Below are 19,022 nucleotides of genomic sequence, written 5' to 3' on the forward strand. Positions count from 1 at the left end.
CTAGGAGCGCCGACGGCCCGGCTGGCCGGGCGCGGCGCACTGAACGCCCGGCCAGCCGGGCACACAAGCCAGATGCCCAACGCCACGCCCCGCCTTTGGCGGAAACTTCCAGAAAAGTCGCGTAGGTTTTAGGGGTGAATGACAACCCCTTCGCCGGTCCGTTCGCCAAGCAGCCCCGATCGCCGCTGGAGCTGCTCGACACGGTGCCGGAGTCGGTACTGCGGCGGCTGAAGCAGTACTCCGGCCGGCTGGCCACCGAGGCGGTCTCGGTCATGGGCGATCGGTTGCCGTTCTTCGCCGACCTGGAAGCGTCGCAGCGGGCCAGCATGGCGCTGGTGGTGCAGACGGCGATCAACAACTTCGCCGAGTGGATGCAAGACCCGCACAGCAACGTCAGCCACACCGCGCAGGCCTTCGAACTGGTGCCCCAGGACCTCGCCCGCCGCATCGCGTTGCGCCACAGCGTCGACATGGCGCGCGTGACCATGGACTTCTTCGAGGAGGTCGTCCCGCTGCTGGCCCGCTCCGAGGAGCAGCTGACGGCGCTGACCGTCGGCATCCTGAAGTACAGCCGCGACCTGGCGTTCACCGCCGCCACCGCCTACGCGAACGCGGCCGAGGCGCGCGGGACGTGGGACAGCCGGATGGAGGCCAGCGTCGTCGACGCGGTGGTCCGCGGCGACACGGGTCCGGAGCTGCTGTCCCGCGCCGCGGCGCTGAACTGGGACACCACCGCGCCGGCCACGGTCGTGGTCGGCACCCCGGCCCCCGGGCGTGACGGATCCACCGGTCCCGACGACAGCGAACGGGCCAGCCAGCGCGTCCGCGACATCGCCGCACAGCACGGGCGCGCGGCCCTCACCGACGTGCACGGCACCTGGCTGGTCGCGATCGTGTCCGGCCAATTGTCGCCGACCGACAAATTCCTGGGCGATCTGCTGGTGGCGTTCGCCGACGGCCCGGTCGTCGTCGGGCCCACCGCGCCGATGCTGACGGCGGCCTATCACAGCGCCAGCGAGGCGATCTCCGGCATGAACGCCGTCGGTGGCTGGCGCGGCGCGCCGCGTCCCGTGCCGGCCCGCGAGCTGCTGCCCGAACGCGCCCTGATGGGCGATGCGTCGGCCATCGTGGCGCTGCACACCGACGTGATGGGCCCACTGGCCGACGCGGGTCCGACGCTGATCGAAACTCTTGACGCTTACTTAGATTGTGGCGGCGCTATTGAGGCGTGTGCCAGAAAGTTGTTCGTTCATCCAAACACCGTGCGCTACCGGCTCAGGCGGATCACCGACTTCACCGGCCGCGATCCCATGCAGCCCCGTGATGCATATGTGCTGCGAGTAGCGGCGACGGTCGGCCAGCTCAACTACCCCGCCGCCCCACCTGGCGCCGCCAACAACGCTATGCCCGCGGTTCCACTGCCGGTCAAAGCGGCCGTGGCGGGGCAATTCGGGAGATAGTGACCCAGGCAACAGGTCGCGGCACGATATCAAACCCGTAGCTTACGGAGCCGTTTTGTAGGGTGTACACAAAAACCTAAGACGAGGTTCATAATCTGTTACACCCGCCAAAACCGTTTCCACAGTGTTCTCTTAAACACGTGATTGCATTGCTTGCGCCCGGACAGGGTTCGCAGACCGAGGGGATGCTCTCGCCATGGCTGGAGCTCGCCGGCGCCGCTGACCAGTTGGCGCTGTGGTCCAAGGCCAGTGGCCTCGACCTCGTGCGCCTGGGCACCACCGCATCGACCGAAGAGATCACCGACACCGCGGTCACCCAGCCGCTGGTGGTGGCCGCCACGCTGCTGGCCCACCAGGAGCTGGCCAAGCGCGGCCTGCTGTCGGACGCGGAACTGGTCGTCGCCGGCCACTCCGTCGGAGAGATCGCCGCCTACGCGATCGCGGGCGTGATCGCCGCCGACGACGCCGTCGCGCTGGCCGCCACCCGCGGCGCCGAGATGGCCAAGGCTTGCGCCGTCGAGCCGACCGGCATGTCCGCGGTGCTCGGTGGCGACGAGGGCGAGGTGTTGGCCCGCCTCGAGCAGCTCGACCTGTTCCCCGCCAACCGCAACGCCGCCGGGCAGATCGTCGCCGCCGGCCCGCTGACCGCGCTGGAGAAGCTGGCCGAGGACCCGCCGGCAAAGGCCCGGGTGCGCGCGCTCGGGGTGGCCGGAGCGTTCCACACCAAGTACATGGCGTCGGCGCTCGACGGCTATGCCGCCGCGGCGGCCGCCGTCCAGACGTCCGAGCCCACCGCCACGCTGCTGTCCAACCGCGACGGCAAGCCGGTCGCGTCGGCGGCCGCGGCGATGGAGGCGCTGGTCGCTCAACTGACCCAGCCGGTGCGCTGGGACCTGTGCACCGCGACGCTGCGTGACCTGGAAGTCACTGCGGCCGTGGAGTTCCCTCCCGCGGGCACGCTCACCGGTATCGCCAAACGAGAACTTCGGGGGGTTACGGCTCGTGCCGTCAAGTCGCCCGCAGACCTGGACGCTTTGGCCGAGCTCTAAAGCCAGCTCGGCCAGTTGCACAACCAGTACAACCGCATATCACGTCAATTCGACTAACACGCAACACATTACGAAGGGAAGAAAGCTGTGGCTGTCAGCCAGGAAGAAATCATCGCCGGTATCGCCGAGATCATCGAAGAGGTGACCGGTATCGAGCCCTCCGAGGTCACCCCGGAGAAGTCGTTCGTCGACGACCTGGACATCGACTCGCTGTCGATGGTCGAGATCGCCGTGCAGACCGAGGACAAGTACGGCGTCAAGATCCCCGACGAGGACCTCGCCGGTCTGCGCACCGTTGGTGACGTCGTCTCCTACATCCAGAAGCTCGAGGAAGAGAACCCCGAGGCTGCCGAGGCGCTGCGCGCCAAGCTGGAGACCGAGAACCCCGAGGCGGTCGCCAACGTCAAGTCGAGGCTGGAAGCGGACAGCAAGTGAGCAAGCCTTCCACTGCTAATGGCGGTTACCCCAACGTTGTGGTAACCGCCGTCACGGCGACGACGTCGATCGCGCCGGACATCGAGAGCACGTGGAAGGGTTTGTTGGCCGGCGAAAGCGGCATCCACGTCCTCGAAGACGAGTTCATCACCAAGTGGGACCTGCCCGTCAAGATCGGTGGACACCTCAAGGAGCCCATCGACGAGCACATGAGCAGGCTCGACTTGCGGCGCATGTCCTACGTCCAGCGGCTGGCGAAGTTGCTCAGCACTCAGCTCTGGGAGTCGGCCGGCAGCCCGGAGGTCGACCCCGACCGGTTCTCGGTCGTGGTCGGCACCGGGCTCGGTGGCGCCGAAAGGATCGTGGAGAGCTACGACCTGATGAACGAGGGCGGCCCCCGCAAGGTGTCGCCGCTCGCGGTGCAGATGATCATGCCCAACGGCGCCGCGGCGGTGGTGGGATTGCAGCTGGGCGCCCGCGCCGGGGTCATCACCCCGGTGTCGGCGTGCTCGTCCGGCTCGGAGGCGATCGCGCACGCGTGGCGCCAGATCGCAATGGGTGACGCCGATTTCGCCGTCTGCGGCGGGGTCGAGGGTCCCATCGAGGCGCTGCCGATCGCGGCGTTCTCCATGATGCGGGCCATGTCCACTCGCAACGACGAGCCCGAGCGTGCGTCACGGCCGTTCGACAAGGACCGCGACGGGTTCGTGTTCGGCGAGGCCGGGGCCCTGATGATCATCGAGACCGAGGATCACGCCAAGGCCCGCGGCGCCCAGCCGCTGGCCCGGTTGATGGGTGCCGGCATCACGTCGGACGCGTTCCACATGGTGGCGCCCGCGGCGGACGGCGTGCGCGCCGGCCGGGCGATGCAACGGTCGCTCGAGTTGGCTGGCCTGTCCCCCAAGGACATTGACCACGTCAACGCGCACGGGACGGCAACGCCGATCGGTGACACCGCCGAGGCGAACGCCATCCGGGTCGCCGGCTGCGAGCAAGCGGCGGTGTACGCACCGAAGTCGGCCCTGGGGCACTCCATCGGTGCCGTCGGGGCTCTGGAATCTGTCCTCACGGTATTGAGCCTTCGGGACGGCGTGATACCGCCAACACTCAACTACGAAACACCCGATCCCGAAATCGATCTGGATGTAGTCGCGGGCGAACCTCGCTACGGCGATTTCCAATACGCGATCAACAACTCGTTCGGATTCGGTGGCCACAACGTGGCACTCGCCTTCGGGCGGTACTGAGTACTACGTCCGGCGACGACGCGGGCCGCAGCAGGCCCGCGGAGGAGCCGGACAACATGGAAGGAACGTTCGCAAGACCCATGACAGAGCTGGTTACCGGGAAAACGCTCCCGAACGTGGTCGTCACTGGCGTTGCCATGACGACCGCGTTGGCTACTGACGCCGAGAACACCTGGAAGCTGTTGCTGGACAGCCAAAGTGGTATCCGCAAACTCGAGGATCCATTCGTCGAGGAGTTCGACCTGCCGGTGCGCATCGGCGGACACCTGTTGGAGGAATTCGACAGCCAAATGACCCGTATCGAGCTGCGTCGGACGGGTTATCTGCAGCGGATGTCCACCATTCTGGGCCGGCGGGTCTGGGAGAACGCCGGCTCACCCGAGGTCGACCCCAACCGCCTGATGGTGTCCATCGGCACCGGCCTGGGGTCGTCGGAAGAGATGGTCTTCAGCTACGACGACATGCGCGCTCGCGGCATGAAGGCCGTCTCTCCGCTCGGGGTGCAGAAGTACATGCCCAACGGCGCCTCGGCGGCGGTGGGCCTGGAGCGCCAGGCCAAAGCCGGGGTGATCACGCCGGTGTCGGCGTGCGCGTCGGGCTCCGAGGGGATCGCGCAGGCCTGGCGCAACATCGTCTTCGGCGAGGCCGACATCGCCATCTGCGGTGGTGTGGAAACCCGTATCGAGGCGGTGCCGATCGCGGCGTTCGCCCAGATGCGCATCGTGATGTCGACCAAAAACGACGACCCGGTAGGGGCCTGTCGCCCGTTCGACCGCGACCGCACCGGATTCGTCTTCGGCGAGGCCGGCGCGCTGATGGTCATCGAAACCGAAGAACACGCCAAGGCCCGCGGCGCCAACATCCTGGCCCGCATCATGGGCGCCAGCATCACCTCCGACGGCTACCACATGGTCGCCCCGGACCCCAACGGCGAACGCGCCGGCCACGCCATGAGCCGCGCCATCCAACTCGCCGGCCTGAGCCCGTCTGACATCGGCCACGTCAACGCCCACGCCACCGGCACCTCCGTCGGTGACGTCGCCGAGGCCAAGGCCATCAACAACGCCCTGGGCCCCCACGGCGGCAACGCCGCCGTCTACGCCCCCAAGGCCGCCCTGGGCCACTCGGTGGGCGCGGTCGGCGCCGTGGAATCCATCCTGACCGTGCTCGCCCTACGCGACCAGGTCGTCCCGCCCACACTCAACCTGGAAAACCTCGACCCCGAAATCGACCTGGACGTCGTGGCCGGCAAACCACGCCCCGGCAACTACGAGTACGCCATCAACAACTCGTTCGGCTTCGGCGGACACAACGTGGCCATCGCCTTCGGGCGGTACTGAACCGAGCAACACCGAATATCAGGAGACCTGCGATGACTATCACGGCCCCCGAGACGGTTGGCGAGTCGCTCGACCCTCGCGACCCGCTGTTGCGCCTGAGCAATTTCTTCGACGACGACACCGTCGAGCTGTTGCACGAGCGCGATCGCTCCGGCGTGCTGGCCGCCGCGGGGACCGTGAACGGTGTACGCACCATTGCGTTCTGCACCGACGGCACCGTGATGGGCGGTGCCATGGGCATCGAGGGCTGCACGCACATCGTCAACGCCTACGACACCGCCATCGAGGAGCAGAGCCCGATCGTGGGCATCTGGCACTCCGGCGGTGCCCGGCTGGCCGAGGGGGTGAAGGCCCTGCACGCGGTGGGCCTGGTCTTCGAGGCGATGATCCGGGCGTCCGGCTACATCCCGCAGATCTCGGTGGTCGTCGGCTTCGCGGCCGGCGGCGCCGCCTACGGGCCGGCCCTGACCGACGTCATCGTGATGGCACCGGACAGCCGGGTTTTCGTCACCGGGCCCGACGTGGTGCGCAGCGTCACCGGCGAGGACGTGGACATGTGCTCGCTGGGTGGCCCGGAGACCCACCACAAGAAGTCCGGGGTGTGCCACATCGTCGCCGACGACGAGCTCGACGCCTATGAGCGAGGTCGCCGGTTGGTCGGGTTGTTCTGCCAGCAGGGGCATTTCGACCGGAACAAGGCCGAGGCCGGTGACACCGACATCCACGCGCTGCTGCCCGAGTCGGCACGGCGGGCCTATGACGTGCGCCCGATCGTGACCGCGATCCTCGACGACGAGACGCCGTTCGACGAGTTCCAGGCCAATTGGGCGCCGTCGATGGTGATCGGCCTGGGCCGGCTGTCCGGCCGCACGGTCGGCGTGCTGGCCAACAATCCGTTGCGCCTGGGCGGCTGCCTGAACTCCGAAAGCGCCGAGAAGGCAGCGCGTTTCGTGCGCCTGTGCGACGCGTTCGGTATTCCGCTGGTGGTGATCGTCGACGTGCCCGGCTACCTGCCCGGCGTTGACCAGGAGTGGGGCGGCGTGGTGCGCCGCGGCGCCAAGCTGTTGCACGCGTTCGGTGAGTGCACCGTTCCGCGTGTCACGCTGGTGACCCGTAAAACCTACGGCGGGGCCTACATTGCGATGAACTCCCGGTCGCTGAACGCCACCAAGGTGTACGCGTGGCCGGACGCCGAGGTGGCGGTGATGGGCGCCAAGGCGGCCGTCGGCATCCTGCACAAGAAGAAGCTGGCCGCCGCGGCCGATCACGAGCGCGAAGCGCTGCACGACCAGCTGGCCGCCGAGCACGAGCGGATCGCGGGCGGCGTGGACAGCGCCATCGAGATCGGCGTGGTCGACGAGAAGATCGACCCGTCGCACACCCGCAGCAAGCTCACCGAGGCGCTGGCCCAGGCGCCCGCGCGCCGCGGCCGTCACAAGAACATCCCGCTGTAATTTCTCGGCCCGCGAGCGTAAGGGCACTGCGAAAATTAGCGGGCAAAATCGCAGTCCGCTTCCGCTCGCGTAGGTGGCGGGCCCAGGATCGTCGAAAGCGCTTGCCGCAGTTCCCCTTCGGGGTCGGCGGGGAGTCGCTCGGCGCGCCATCCGACGAAATCGTCCGGACGGATCAGCAGCGCCCCTTCCGGCGCCAGGCCGGTGATCGCCGCCCACGCGTCGTTGTAGCAGCGATGCGCCGCCAGCGACGCCGAAGCCGCTGCCGCACACCATCGCTCGTCGCCGGACAGCACGGTGAATTGGGGCCCCAGCAGGTCGAGCGTCGACACCCCGTCACGCACCCAGACGTGCGGCAGCCGCGTGCCCGGCTGCGCTCGTAACTCGTCCACCAGGCCGCCGCCTTCCGCGTCGCTCGTCGCGACCGCCGCCGAGCGGTACCGGTATCCGATGAGCAGGGTGAACATCGAGCATTCTTCGTCGGCCGGTAGTTGCGGAGCGTCACGGCCCGGCCGCAGCAGGGCCATCGACGGCCCGGTGAGCGATTGGCGCGCGGCGAATCGGCCCACCGGATGACGCTCGGCGTGGTAGGTCGCCAATAGCTCGGGTGCGGCCGTGCCGTGCAGGACGGCGGCGAGTTTCCAGGCCAGATTATGTGCACTCTGGATGGCGGTGTTGGCTCCCCCGGCCTTGAACGGCGGCATGGTGTGCGCCGAATCACCGACGAGAAACGCTCGCCCACAATCGAATTGATCGGCCACCTGCTCGTAGGGCTGCCACGCCGCGACCTCGATGATGTCGATGTCTATCCGCTCCCCGATCGCCTTGGTGAGCAGCTCGCGGCAGCGCTGCGGGGTGAACTGTTCGGCCGACTCGCCCTCGCCGGGAAAGTAGGTGGTGATGAACATGCCGAGATCACCCTCGGCGACCAGGAATATGCCGTCCACATCGTCGTTTTTGACCTGCACGCCATCACCGTCGTGCAGCTCCGGGATGAAGCGGCGCCACGGGGCCCGGAAGTAGATGAAGACGACATAGATCGGCAGCGCGCCATACCCGGATGTGCTGATGCCCAACGTTTTACGGATCGGGCTGTGCACGCCGTCGGCGCCGACGAGATAGTCGGCGCGGACGGTCTGCGACTCCCCCGAGTCGACGTCACACACCACCGCGGTGACGCCGGTGTCGTCCAGCTCGAACGAGGACAACTGTGTGCCGTAGCGCACCTCGCTGCCGGCTCGCCGCGCCGCGTCGATCAAAATCGGCTCGAGCCGGCTCTGTGGGCAATACTGCGCCGCCGGCTCGGGGCTGAGCGTGTCCAGGCCGGCGAAGATCGCGCCGACGTCGAGCGCCGGCTCTTGCATGGTGCTGTTGAGCGTGGGCCGGACCACCACGGTCGAGACGTGCTCCGCGGCCGCCCGCACCTCGTCCCGAAGGCCGAGGCCGCGCAGGATCTCCGAGCTTCGGAAACTCAGGTTGCGGGCCTTGGGGTACAGGAAGATCTCCGGCCGCTTCTCGACCAGCAGTGAATGGATGCCGTGTTGGGCCAGCAGCGCCGACGTAGCCAGGCCACCAACGCCGGCGCCCACAATCAACACCGGGACTCGGATGGTCATCGGCCCTCCCTCCACTAGCACCCCATAAAATGACAGTCCCTATCATAAGATAGTAACTATCAATACCCGGCGGCGTGGCGGGAAGCCATCGGGCGGCCGCCCTAGCCGAAGCGCGCCACAAACTCCTCGGCCACGGCGGCCACTCGCCCCCGATCCCGCGCTACCAACCCGATCCGCGTGCGCCGCTCGAGGATGTCGGAGACATCCAGCGCGCCCTCATGCGTTATCGCGTATTCGAATTCCGCTCGGCTGACATCGATTCCGTCCGCGACCGGCGCGGTCGCTCGCTCGCAGGCCGCGGTGGCAACCACCTTGGGCGCCTCGGCGCCGAAGCGCTGCACCAGCGAAGCCGGCAACCCGACGCCGGACTCCGCGATCACACCGGGATTGGCCGGCGCCCCGATCAGCGGCAAGTTGCGGGTTCGGCATTTGGCGGCGCGCAGTCGCCGCACCCGCACGGCGCGATCCAGCACGTCCTGTGCCATGTGGCGGTACTCGGTCAGCTTGCCGCCGATCACGCTGATCACCCCGGACGCCGATTCCACGACGGCGTGTTCACGCGAGACGTCGGCGGTGCGGCCCTCGCCGGTGTCGATCAGTGGGCGCAGCCCGGCGTAGGCGCCGATCACATCGGTGGCGGTGAGCGCGGTGCCCAGTGCGGTGTTGACCGTGTCGAGCAGGAAGGTGATCTCGTCGACCGACGGTTCGGGCACATCCGGAATGGGACCGGGGGCCGCCTCGTCGGTCAGCCCCAGATAGACCCGGCCCAGTTGTTCGGGCATGGCGAAGACGAAGCGGTTCAGCTCACCCGGAATCGGAATCGTCAGCGCCGCAGTCGGATTGCCGAAGGACTGGGCATCGAAGATCAGATGGGTGCCGCGACTCGGCCGCAACCGCAACGAGCCGTCGATCTCGCCCGCCCACACCCCGGCCGCGTTGATGACCGCGCCCGCCGCGATGTCGAACGACTCACCGCCGCGCATGTCGGTCAGCCGCACCGAGGTGCCGGTGGCCCGCGAGGCCGACACGTGGGTCAGGATTCGGGCGCCGTGCTGCGCCGCGGTGCGGGCGACGGCGGTGACCAGGCGGGCGTCGTCGACCAGTTGACCGTCGTAGGCCAGCAGGCCGCCGTCCAAGCCGTCCCGCCGTACGGTCGGCGCCATCGCCACGACGCGTTGCGCCGAAATCCGTTGTGAGCGCGGTAGTGTCGAGGCCGGCGTGCCGGCAAGAAACCGCAGCGCGTCACCGGCCAGGAAGCCGCCCCGCACCAGGGCCCGCTTGCCCGGACTCATCGACGGCAGCAGCGGCACCACCTGCGGCATGGCATGAACCAGGTGGGGCGCGTTGCGCGTCATCAGGATTCCGCGCTCGATGGCGCTGCGCCGGGCGATGCCCACGTTGCCCGTTGCCAGGTAGCGCAGGCCGCCATGGACGAGCTTGGAACTCCACCGGCTGGTCCCGAAGGCCAGATCGTGTTTCTCCACCAGCGCCACCCGCAGCCCGCGCGCCGCGGCATCGAGCGCGATCCCGGCACCGGTGATGCCACCGCCAATCACCACGACGTCCAGTGGCTCACCGTCGGCGAGTGCGGTCAGGTCGGCGGCGCGCCGCGCGGCGTTCAGGGCGGTCGGATCAGCTATCACGACAGATATCCGTTCAGCGAGTAGGCGAGTTCGGCGGCCAGCGCGTCTGCGTCGAGCATCGGCTCGACGATCCGGGCCGACTGGATGGTCGACTGCGCGATCAGCAGCACCATGGTCGCCATCTGGACCGGATCGCCGAGCCGGACGCTGCCGTGCCGCTGGGCCGCCCGCAGCCGGGCGGCGAGGGCGTCGATCAGCATCCGCTGGCTGGTCCCCAGGCGTTCGGTGATATAGGTCGACGCGAGGTCCGAGTGCAGCACCGACATCACCAATCGGTCCGCACGCAAGAGGTTGGCCACCATAACGACCTGCCGCACAAGCGATTCGCGATCGTCCCCCAACAACGGCGCGTCGCGCATCACCTCGGTGACGTGCTGGGTCAACAGCGCCGCCACGATCGACTGCGTGTCCGGCCACCGCCGATACACCGTTGGCCTGCTGACGCCCGCTCGTCGGGCTATCTCGGCGAGCGTCACCCGCTCCACGCCGAAATCCACCACACAGCTGGCCGCGGCCGCGAGGATGCGTTCTCCGGTATCCAGCTCGCTGTTACGGATTGACAACATATGTAATACTGTAACGCATGACGCATTCCCAGAGGCTCCTGCCGCCGATGAAATGGAACGCGTGGGGCGATCCCGCGGCGGCCAAGCCGCTCTCGGAGGGGATCAGGTCATTGCTGCAGCAGGCCGTGGGGGTCGAGGGGTCCCGCACGGCCGAACTGCGATCCGGCCAGGTGCAACTGCGCCCGTCGGCGTTGTCGCAGGCGGATTCCGAAGCGCTCGCCGCCCTCGTCGGCGCCGAGTATTGCCGCACCGCCGACGCCGATCGGCTGCTGCACGCGGGCGGCAAATCCACCATCGACTTGCTCAACCGCAAAGAGCGCGGCCCGCAGGATGCGCCCGACGCCGTGCTGTTGCCCGGCGACGACGAAACCGTGTCCGGCGTCCTGCGCTACTGCTCGGAGCGTCGCATCGCCGTCGTACCCTTCGGCGGGGGCACCAGCGTGGTCGGTGGGCTCAATCCCATTCGCACGGGGTTCTCCGCCGTCGTCTCGCTGGACCTGCGCCGTTTCGATTCGCTGATCTCGCTGGACGAGGTCTCCGGCCAGGCCGTTTTCGGGGCCGGGGTCACGGGGCCGGACGCCGAGAGACTCCTTGGCGCACAAGGTTTTTCGCTCGGCCATTTCCCGCAGAGCTTCGAGTACGCCACCATCGGCGGCTTCGCCGCAACCCGCTCCTCCGGGCAGGACTCGGCGGGCTACGGCCGGTTCAACGACATGGTGCGGGGCCTACGCGTGGTCACGCCGGTGGGCATCATGGATCTCGGTCGCGCACCGGAATCGGCCGCCGGCCCGGACCTGCGTCAGCTGTTGATCGGCTCGGAGGGCACGCTGGGCGTCATCACCCAGGTGCGGCTCCGCGTGCACCGCGCGCCGGAAGCCGTCCGCTACGAGGCGTGGTCGTTCCCCGACTTCGAGACCGGGGCCGCGGCCTTACGCGCCGTCACCCAGAATGCCACCGGCCCCACCGTCATTCGGCTCTCCGACGAGGCCGAGACGGGAGTCAACCTGGCCACCACCGAAGCGATCGGCGAATCCCAGATCACCGGCGGATGTTTGGGCATCACCGTGTTCGAGGGCACCGAGGAACACGTCGACAGCCGGCACGCCGAAACCAGCGCACTGCTGGCGGCCCAAGGCGGAACCTCACTGGGCGAAGGACCGGCGCAGGCCTGGGAACGCGGCCGCTTCGGCGCGCCGTACCTGCGCGATTCGCTGCTCGCGGCCGGCGCCCTGTGCGAAACGCTGGAGACGGCCACCGACTGGTCGAACATTCCCGCCCTGAAAGCCGCCGTGACTCAGGCACTTATCGATGCACTCGCCGAGACCGGCACGCCGGCTCTGGTGATGTGCCACATCTCGCACGTCTATCCCACCGGCGCGTCGTTGTACTTCACCGTCGTCGCCGGCCAGCGGGGCAATCCGGTCGAGCAATGGCAAGCCGCCAAAAAGGCCGCGGCGGATGCCATCATGGCCACCGGCGGGACCATCACCCACCACCATGCGGTCGGCGTCGACCACCGGCCCTGGATGCGCGACGAGATAGGCGAGCTGGGAGTGCAGGTGCTACGCGCGGTCAAGGCGACATTGGATCCGGCCGGAATCCTCAATCCCGGCAAGCTGATTCCGTGACATCACTGCGCCGCCGCGAAATCGGCAAGGTGATCGCGCTGACCAACCCGGTGTCGGGGCACGGCGCCGCGGTACGCGCCGCCCAACTCGCGATCGCGCGGCTACACCGCCGGGGTGTGGAGGTCGTCGAGATCATCGGTGACGACGCACAAGACGCGCGCCATCTCGTCGGCGCGGCTATGGAGAAGGGCACCGACGCGGTGATGGTGACCGGCGGCGACGGCGTCGTCTCCAACGCCCTGCAGGTGATGGCCGGCACCGACATTCCGTTGGGCGTGATCCCGGCCGGCACCGGCAACGACCACGCGCGAGAATTCGGCATCCCCACCAAAGACGCGGAGGCCGCCGCGGACATCGTCATCGACGGCTGCACGGAATCCATTGACCTGGGCCTGATTCGGGATGACGGCGGCACCCAAAAGTGGTTCGGCACCGTGGCGGCCACCGGCTTCGACTCGCTGGTCACCGATCGCGCCAACCGGATGAGCTGGCCGCATGGGCGGCTGCGGTATTACGTCGCGATGCTCGCCGAACTGTCTCAATTGCGGCTCTTGCCATTTCGCTTGGTGCTCGACGGCACCCAGCAGCTCGACGCCGACATCACGCTGGCCGCCTTCGGCAACACCCGCAGCTACGGCGGGGGGATGCAGATCTGCCCGGGGGCTGATCACACCGACGGCCTGCTGGACATCACGATGGTGCACGAGGCGTCCCGCGCCAAACTGGTCCGCCTGTTCCCCACCGTGATGAAAGGGACCCACGTCCAGCTCGACGAGGTGAGCACGGCGCGGGCCAAGTCCATTCACGTCGAGTGCCCCGGCATCAACGTCTACGCCGACGGCGACTTCGCCTGCGCGCTACCGGCCGAGATCTCGGTGGTGCCGGGCGCTCTGCAGATTCTGCGTCCGGCCCCGCGATAGGGCCCGGTCGCTGGGGACCATTAGCGCGTGTGTTCGAACACGCTAGCGGATGTGCTGGCGCTTTCCAGAGTCGTCCAGTGCTTCCAGAGAGGCCGCGTGAACCCGCCGCCTCTCGACTAGCCGACCCCCCGGCTAAGCCAGGTCACCTCGCCGACGTCACCGCCGTCGCGGTAGGCCTCGAGCGCCTCATCCCAGGCGGTGCCCAGCACCGAGTCCAATTCGGCGGCCAGGGTGTCGGCGCCCTGGGCCATCATCGACCGCAGCCGCATCTCCCCGACCATGACGTCGCCGTTGGCGCTCATCGCCCCGCTCCACAGGCCGAGTTGCGGGGTGTGGCTGAATCGGTGGCCGTCGACGCCGGGGCTGGGGTCCTCGGTGACCTCGAAGCGCAGCACGGACCAGGACCGTAGCGCGTTGGCCAGCTTGGCGCCGGTGCCCACCGGCCCGACCCAGTTGGTGACCGCGCGCAGCTGACCGGGCATCGCCGGCTGGGGCGTCCAGGTCAGATTCGCCTTGGCACCCAGGGTCGACGACAACGCCCACTCGACATGCGGGCAAACCGCCGCGGGCGAAGCGTGCACGTACACCACGCCGGTCGTCACGTCGGCGAATTGATTCGACGCTCGCATTTGCTGCTCCTTCGGTTCCACGAGGGACGTCTTCCCCAACGACCTGTGGACCGGCAAAACAGCGCAGCGTGCGCGAAATCTTCAATTTTTTATGTGTCCTGCGTGTCTATTGTGCCTTGTGATACCCCTGTTGCGCTAGTGTGCATTTCCCACTAGCTGTACTCGGCTATCACGGCGTCGGAAATCGCCGGCCACGGCCGCAACGCCCAGTCCCCGAAATCGCGGTCCGTGAGCACCACCAGCGCCAGCTCTTTTTCGGGATCCGCCCAGATGAAACCGCCTGCTTGGCCAAAATGGCCGTAGGTTCGCGCCGAATTGCGCGCGCCCGTCCAGTGCGGGCATTTCGTGTCCCGGAGCTCGAATCCCAGGCCCCAATCGTTGGGCCGTTGCACCCCGTAACCGGGCAGAACGCCGTCCAGACCGGGAAACTGCACCGTCGTCGCCTCGGCGTGCAGGCCTTCGGAGACCGTCACCGGCCTCAGCAGGTCTCCCGCGAACACCGCCAGATCCGCCACCGTCGACCTCGCCCCGAAACCGGCGGCCACCGCACCGCCTTCCAGCTGGGTGGCCGCCATGCCCAGCGGTTCGCACACCGCCTCGATCAGGTAGCGCGCAAACTCGATGCCGGTCTCTTGCTCCACCGTCTGACCCAGCACCGTGAAGCCCTGGTTGGAGTAGATGCGGCGGGTTCCCGGTGCGGCCAGCACCTGCTCGGAGTGCATCGACAGGCCCGACGTGTGGGCCAGCAGGTGGCGGACGGTCGCGCCGGGCGGGCCGGCGGCCGTCTCGAGGTCGAGCGCACCTTCCTCGAGGGCAACCTGCACGGCCCGCGCGGCCAGCGGCTTGGTCACCGAGGCCAGCTCGAACACCCGCTCGGTGTCGCCGTGACTGGCCAGCACGCCGCCGGGCCCGATCACCGCGGCGGCGGCGGCCTCGACCGGCCAGTCGGCAAGAGCGTCGAGGGCCGCCATCACTTCCTGGCGATGTAGTAGTTGTTGATCGGGTCCGACTCGATCTCGGCCACCCGCACGTCGTCGAATCCCGCGTCGCCGAGCATCGAAACGGCCAGCTGCGTGCCCCAGGCGGTGCCCAGTCCGGCGCCGCCCAACGCCAGCGACACCGTCATACAGTGCATCAACGACGTCGTGTACAGGTAGGTGCTCATCGGAACGCCGATGTTCTCCTCGAGCCGGCTCGAGGCCTTGATGTCGGCCATCAGCAGCACCCCACCGGGCCGCAGCGCCCGGTAGATGTTTTCCAGGACCCGCGCCGGCTGCGCCTGATCGTGGATGGCGTCGAAGACGGTGATGACGTCGTAGGCGTGTTTTTTGGACGCCATGTCCGCATCAGCGAGATTGTGGCTTTCGAAGGCGGCATTGGCCAGCCCCCGCTCGGCGGCCTCCCGAATCCCGGTGGCGATGGCCTGCTCGGAAAAGTCGATACCGGTGAAGCGGCTGGCCGGAAACGCTTGTGCCATCACGTTGATGGCGTGTCCGCTGCCGCAGCCGAAATCGGCCACGTCGGCCCCGGCGCGCAGCCGCGGCACCAGGCCGTCCACCAACGGCAGCACCACGTCGACCAACGCGGTGTCGTACACCACCCCGCTCTGCTCGGCCATCAACGCGTGGAAGCGCGGGAATTCGCTGTAGGGCAGCCCGCCGCCGGCGCGGAAGCACCCGATGATCTTCTGTTCGACCCCGGCGAGCACCGGGACGAGCAGGGTGACCAGGGCCAGATTGTCCGGTCCGGCGGCGCGGGTCAGCACGGCGGCGCGCTGGGCAGGCAACGAGTAGCTGGCGGTGGCGGGGTCGTACTCGACGACGCGTCCGGTCGTCATGCCGGCCAGCCACTCTCGGACGTAGCGTTCGTTGAGCCCGGCGGCCTCGGCGATCTGCGCACTGGTGGCGGGCGCCATGCCGGCCATCGTGTCCAGCAGACCGGTCTGATGGCCGATGCTGAGCAACAACGTCAGGCTGGCGCCGTCGATTGCCGCGGTTATTCTTTCGGTGAATTCTTCGGTGGTTTCCAAAGCAGTCACGCCCACGGACGCTACACCCGGTTCATGGGTGGACAACCCGCCGAGAGATGTATGGCGACGAACCCCTAGGTTGGAGCCCATGAGTCAGACAGTGCGCGGCGTGATTTCACGCAAGAAGGGCGAACCCGTCGAGTTGGTGGACATCGTCGTCCCGGATCCTGGACCCGGTGAGGCCCTGGTCGACGTCATCGCCTGCGGGGTGTGTCACACCGACCTGACCTACAGCGAGGGCGGCATCAACGACGAATATCCGTTCCTGCTCGGCCACGAGGCCGCCGGCCGGGTGGAGGCCGTCGGGCCGGACGTGACCGCCGTCGCGCCGGGCGACTTCGTGATCCTGAACTGGCGCGCGGTGTGTGGGCAGTGCCGGGCCTGCAAGCGCGGCAGGCCGCACCTGTGCTTCGACACCTTCAACGCGACCCAGAAGATGACGCTGACCGACGGCACCGAGTTGACGCCCGCGCTGGGTATCGGCGCGTTCGCCGACAAGACGCTGGTGGCCGCCGGCCAGTGCACCAAGGTCAATCCCGAGGCCGACCCCGCGGTGGCGGGCCTGCTGGGTTGCGGTGTGATGGCCGGGCTGGGCGCGGCGATCAACACCGGCGCGGTCACCCGCGACGACACCGTCGCCGTAATCGGTTGTGGCGGTGTGGGCGACGCCGCGATCGCCGGCGCGGCGCTGGTGGGCGCCCGGCGGATCATCGCCGTGGACACCGACAACACCAAACTGGACTGGGCTCGCAAGTTCGGTGCCACGCACACCGTCAACGCCCGCGAGCTGGATGTCGTCAAGACCATCCAGGACCTCACCGACGGGTTCGGCGCCAACGTGGTGATCGACGCCGTGGGCCGGCCCGAGACCTTCAAGCAGGCCTTCTACGCCCGGGACCTAGCCGGAACCGTTGTGCTGGTTGGGGTTCCGACGCCCGACATGCGCCTGGACATGCCGCTGGTGGACTTCTTCAGCCACGGCGGGGCGCTGAAGTCGTCGTGGTACGGCGATTGCCTGCCCGAGCGCGACTTCCCGACGTTGATCGACCTGTATCTGCAAGGCCGGCTCCCGCTCGAGCAGTTCGTCTCCGAGCGCATCGGGCTCGGAGACATCGAGGAGGCGTTTCACAAGATGCACGGCGGCGAGGTGCTGCGCTCGGTGGTGGTGCTCTGATGGCGGGCATCGAGCGGCTGGTCACCCACGGCACCTTCGAACTCGACGGCGGAAGTTGGGAAGTCGACAACAACATCTGGATCGTCGGCGACGACTCCGACGTCGTGGTGTTCGACGCCGCGCATTCCGCCGAGCCGATCTTGGCCGCCGTCGGCAACCGCAATGTGGTCGCGGTGGTGTGCACCCACGGCCACAACGACCACGTCACCGTGGCGCCCGAACTGGGCGCCGCCCTGGACGCGCCGGTGCTGCTCCACCCCGGCGACGACGTGCTGTGGCGAATGACGCATCCGGACAAGGACTTTCGGCTGATCGCCGACGGTGACACGCTCGATGTCGCAGGCACCGAGCTGCTGGCGTTGCACACGCCGGGTCACTCCCCCGGATCGGTGTGCTGGTATGCCCCGGAACTGGGTGTCGTGTTCAGCGGCGACACCCTGTTCTCCGGCGGCCCGGGCGCGACCGGGCGCTCCTATTCGGATTTCGGAATGATCCTGCAGTCGATCTCCGGTCGGCTCGGTACGTTGCCCGGCGACACGGTCGTGCACACCGGCCATGGCGACAGCACCACCATCGGCGACGAAATCGTGCACTACGAAGAATGGGTGGCCCGCGGCCACTGATCCGTTGCCGAACTGAGCACCGGCTCGGCCATTATCGTTGTTCCATGCCGCCCGAACCCCGGATGCCCGAATCGAGCATTGTGGTGCGGCCCGAGCCTTCCTACACCGAGGCGTCGCGGTTGCGCGCCGCCGGTTTGGCGCAGGCGATCGCGGTGTTCGAGCGGGCCGCCGAACAGGTGGCGCTGCCCAAGCCTCCGCAGCCGATCGTCATCGCCGACTATGGCGCGGCCAACGGCCACAATTCGCTGAGGCCGCTGTCGGCCGCCATCGCCGTGCTGCGCCGGCGCACGCGACACGACCACGCAATCCTGGTGGCGCACACCGATGTACCGGGCAACGACTTCGCGGCGCTGTTCGAGACGGTGGCCGACGACCCGGAGAGCTACCTGCACTCCGATACGGCGACCTTCACCTCCGCGGTCGGCCGGTCGTTCTACGACCAGATCGTGCCGTCCAAGACGGTCAACCTGGGCTGGACGTCTTGGGCGACCCAGTGGCTGAGCCGAACCCCGTGCGAGGTGCATGATCACGTGCACGTCTCGCGCAGCACGGACGACGCGGCGCACGCGGCCTACGCCGACCAGGCCGCACTGGACTGGCACAACTTCGTCGCGTTCCGCGGGCGCGAGCTGGCTCCCGAGGGCCGGTTGGTGGCGTTGACGCTGGCGGCCGACGAGGACGGGTCGGCGGGCTTCGCCCCACTGCTCGATGCCCTCGTCGCGGCGCTCGGTGATCTGGTGCGCGACGGCCTGCTGCACTCGGATGAGGTGCGGCGCATGACGATTCCCACGTTCGCCCGCGCCGAGAAGGACTTCCGCGCCCCGTTCGCGCCGAAGGGGCGGTTCGAGGGCCTGATGATCGAGCACCTCGAAATGTTCAACGCCGAGGATCGGTTCTGGGCTCGCTACCAGGTGGACCACGACGCCGAGGCGTTCGGTGCGCAGTGGGCGGCCTTCGCGCGGTCCGCGCTGTCCGGATCGCTGGTGACCGCACTCGACGGCGGGAGTCACGACGAGCGGGCCGGCCATTTCGTCGAGCAGTTAGAGTGCGCGGTCGCCGAGCGTCTGTCAAGCGCACCCGAGCCGATGCGGGTCCCGCAGGCCTTGGTCGTGCTGGTCAAGCACGACGCCTCGCGCTCGTGAGAGTTTCGGCACAACCACGCAGCGGGTAACCCCCTGCAATCGTCGAACCTGCGACCGCAAGGGGGTAGAC

At 68.2% G+C, this 19,022-nt stretch carries 17 protein-coding genes; 11 read left to right on the forward strand and 6 right to left on the reverse strand.

Annotated features, from left to right (window positions below; translation table 11 throughout):
- The first annotated feature begins 134 nt into the window (after positions 1-134).
- The 6 genes from DQP58_RS08400 (at position 135) to DQP58_RS08425 (ending at position 6,985) form a co-directional block, all read left to right on the forward strand.
- Positions 135-1,460: a PucR family transcriptional regulator gene (locus DQP58_RS08400; protein ID WP_112707973.1), complete on the forward strand. Its 1,326-nt coding sequence runs from the start codon at positions 135-137 to the stop codon at positions 1,458-1,460.
- A 140-nt stretch (positions 1,461-1,600) separates the two neighbouring features.
- Positions 1,601-2,509, forward strand: coding sequence for an ACP S-malonyltransferase (locus tag DQP58_RS08405; protein ID WP_112707974.1), 909 nt, complete (start codon positions 1,601-1,603; stop codon positions 2,507-2,509).
- An 87-nt stretch (positions 2,510-2,596) separates the two neighbouring features.
- Entirely contained in the window at positions 2,597-2,944 is a 348-nt protein-coding gene (gene acpM / locus DQP58_RS08410; protein ID WP_007770614.1) for a meromycolate extension acyl carrier protein AcpM, read from the forward strand.
- Complete coding sequence (gene kasA / locus DQP58_RS08415; RefSeq protein ID WP_112707975.1) at positions 2,941-4,191, forward strand: 3-oxoacyl-ACP synthase KasA; 1,251 nt, start codon at positions 2,941-2,943, stop codon at positions 4,189-4,191. Before acpM ends, kasA begins: the two co-directional genes overlap by 4 nt.
- Positions 4,192-4,271: 80 nt before the next feature.
- Positions 4,272-5,531 carry a 3-oxoacyl-ACP synthase KasB gene (kasB, locus tag DQP58_RS08420; RefSeq protein WP_205869376.1) on the forward strand — a complete coding sequence of 420 codons (1,260 nt, stop codon included), beginning with the start codon at positions 4,272-4,274 and terminating at the stop codon, positions 5,529-5,531.
- A 32-nt stretch (positions 5,532-5,563) separates the two neighbouring features.
- Positions 5,564-6,985 carry an acyl-CoA carboxylase subunit beta gene (locus tag DQP58_RS08425; protein WP_066869770.1) on the forward strand — a complete coding sequence of 474 codons (1,422 nt, stop codon included), beginning with the start codon at positions 5,564-5,566 and terminating at the stop codon, positions 6,983-6,985.
- A 35-nt stretch (positions 6,986-7,020) separates the two neighbouring features.
- On the opposite strand, the gene DQP58_RS08430 is transcribed toward DQP58_RS08425, so the two are convergent.
- The 3 genes from DQP58_RS08430 to DQP58_RS08440 all read right to left on the reverse strand — a co-directional run bounded on the left by DQP58_RS08430 (position 7,021) and on the right by DQP58_RS08440 (position 10,807).
- Positions 7,021-8,598, reverse strand: a complete 1,578-nt coding sequence (locus tag DQP58_RS08430) for an FAD-dependent monooxygenase (protein WP_112707977.1) — start codon at positions 8,596-8,598, stop codon at positions 7,021-7,023.
- Positions 8,599-8,699: 101 nt separating this feature from the next.
- Positions 8,700-10,241, reverse strand: coding sequence for a glycerol-3-phosphate dehydrogenase/oxidase (locus DQP58_RS08435; RefSeq protein WP_112707978.1), 1,542 nt, complete (start codon positions 10,239-10,241; stop codon positions 8,700-8,702).
- Positions 10,238-10,807, reverse strand: a complete 570-nt coding sequence (locus tag DQP58_RS08440; protein WP_112707979.1) for a TetR/AcrR family transcriptional regulator — start codon at positions 10,805-10,807, stop codon at positions 10,238-10,240. The genes DQP58_RS08435 and DQP58_RS08440 overlap by 4 nt, the downstream gene beginning before the upstream one ends.
- Positions 10,808-10,854: 47 nt before the next feature.
- Between DQP58_RS08440 and DQP58_RS08445 the strand changes: the two genes are divergently transcribed.
- Together DQP58_RS08445 and DQP58_RS08450 are read left to right on the forward strand one after the other, a co-directional pair.
- Positions 10,855-12,435: an FAD-binding oxidoreductase gene (locus DQP58_RS08445; protein ID WP_112707998.1), complete on the forward strand. Its 1,581-nt coding sequence runs from the start codon at positions 10,855-10,857 to the stop codon at positions 12,433-12,435.
- Positions 12,390-13,355 (forward strand): diacylglycerol kinase, encoded by a 966-nt coding sequence (locus DQP58_RS08450; RefSeq protein WP_430915744.1) that lies wholly within the window; start codon positions 12,390-12,392, stop codon positions 13,353-13,355. Before DQP58_RS08445 ends, DQP58_RS08450 begins: the two co-directional genes overlap by 46 nt.
- A 116-nt stretch (positions 13,356-13,471) precedes the next feature.
- Here the strand turns inward: DQP58_RS08450 and DQP58_RS08455 are convergent, their stop codons facing one another.
- From DQP58_RS08455 to DQP58_RS08465, 3 genes are all read right to left on the reverse strand, one after another.
- Positions 13,472-13,984, reverse strand: coding sequence for a DUF3145 domain-containing protein (locus tag DQP58_RS08455; protein ID WP_083067022.1), 513 nt, complete (start codon positions 13,982-13,984; stop codon positions 13,472-13,474).
- Positions 13,985-14,136: 152 nt separating this feature from the next.
- The gene (locus DQP58_RS08460; RefSeq protein WP_112707981.1) at positions 14,137-14,955 is read right to left on the reverse strand and encodes a serine hydrolase domain-containing protein; all 819 of its coding nucleotides are present in this window, start codon (positions 14,953-14,955) and stop codon (positions 14,137-14,139) included.
- Positions 14,955-16,022 (reverse strand): class I SAM-dependent methyltransferase, encoded by a 1,068-nt coding sequence (locus DQP58_RS08465; RefSeq protein WP_112707999.1) that lies wholly within the window; start codon positions 16,020-16,022, stop codon positions 14,955-14,957. The genes DQP58_RS08460 and DQP58_RS08465 overlap by 1 nt, the downstream gene beginning before the upstream one ends.
- Before the next feature lie 79 nt (positions 16,023-16,101).
- On the opposite strand from DQP58_RS08465, the gene DQP58_RS08470 reads away from it, so the two are divergent.
- The 3 genes from DQP58_RS08470 to DQP58_RS08480 are packed head-to-tail and all read left to right on the forward strand — an operon-like array spanning position 16,102 to position 18,952.
- Positions 16,102-17,187 (forward strand): S-(hydroxymethyl)mycothiol dehydrogenase, encoded by a 1,086-nt coding sequence (locus tag DQP58_RS08470; RefSeq protein ID WP_112707982.1) that lies wholly within the window; start codon positions 16,102-16,104, stop codon positions 17,185-17,187.
- The gene (locus DQP58_RS08475; protein WP_112707983.1) at positions 17,187-17,810 is read left to right on the forward strand and encodes an MBL fold metallo-hydrolase; all 624 of its coding nucleotides are present in this window, start codon (positions 17,187-17,189) and stop codon (positions 17,808-17,810) included. The genes DQP58_RS08470 and DQP58_RS08475 overlap by 1 nt, the downstream gene beginning before the upstream one ends.
- Before the next feature lie 44 nt (positions 17,811-17,854).
- Complete coding sequence (locus DQP58_RS08480; protein WP_112707984.1) at positions 17,855-18,952, forward strand: SAM-dependent methyltransferase; 1,098 nt, start codon at positions 17,855-17,857, stop codon at positions 18,950-18,952.
- The last annotated feature ends 70 nt before the right edge of the window (positions 18,953-19,022 follow it).

Source organism: Mycobacterium colombiense (assembly GCF_003284975.1).
Classification (GTDB): domain Bacteria; phylum Actinomycetota; class Actinomycetes; order Mycobacteriales; family Mycobacteriaceae; genus Mycobacterium; species Mycobacterium europaeum_A.

Bases quoted from the DNA above. Each gene is read 5' to 3' on its own strand.
- DQP58_RS08475 (WP_112707983.1), top strand. From the start codon at position 17,187: ATGGCGGGCATCGAGCGGCTGGTCACCCACGGCACCTTCGAACTCGAC.
- DQP58_RS08470 (WP_112707982.1), top strand. From the start codon at position 16,102: ATGAGTCAGACAGTGCGCGGCGTGATTTCACGCAAGAAGGGCGAACCC.
- DQP58_RS08460 (WP_112707981.1), bottom strand. From the start codon at position 14,955: ATGGCGGCCCTCGACGCTCTTGCCGACTGGCCGGTCGAGGCCGCCGCC.
- DQP58_RS08430 (WP_112707977.1), bottom strand. From the start codon at position 8,598: ATGACCATCCGAGTCCCGGTGTTGATTGTGGGCGCCGGCGTTGGTGGC.
- kasB (WP_205869376.1), top strand. From the start codon at position 4,272: ATGACAGAGCTGGTTACCGGGAAAACGCTCCCGAACGTGGTCGTCACT.
- DQP58_RS08425 (WP_066869770.1), top strand. From the start codon at position 5,564: ATGACTATCACGGCCCCCGAGACGGTTGGCGAGTCGCTCGACCCTCGC.
- DQP58_RS08480 (WP_112707984.1), top strand. From the start codon at position 17,855: ATGCCGCCCGAACCCCGGATGCCCGAATCGAGCATTGTGGTGCGGCCC.
- DQP58_RS08455 (WP_083067022.1), bottom strand. From the start codon at position 13,984: ATGCGAGCGTCGAATCAATTCGCCGACGTGACGACCGGCGTGGTGTAC.
- DQP58_RS08440 (WP_112707979.1), bottom strand. From the start codon at position 10,807: ATGTTGTCAATCCGTAACAGCGAGCTGGATACCGGAGAACGCATCCTC.
- DQP58_RS08445 (WP_112707998.1), top strand. From the start codon at position 10,855: ATGAAATGGAACGCGTGGGGCGATCCCGCGGCGGCCAAGCCGCTCTCG.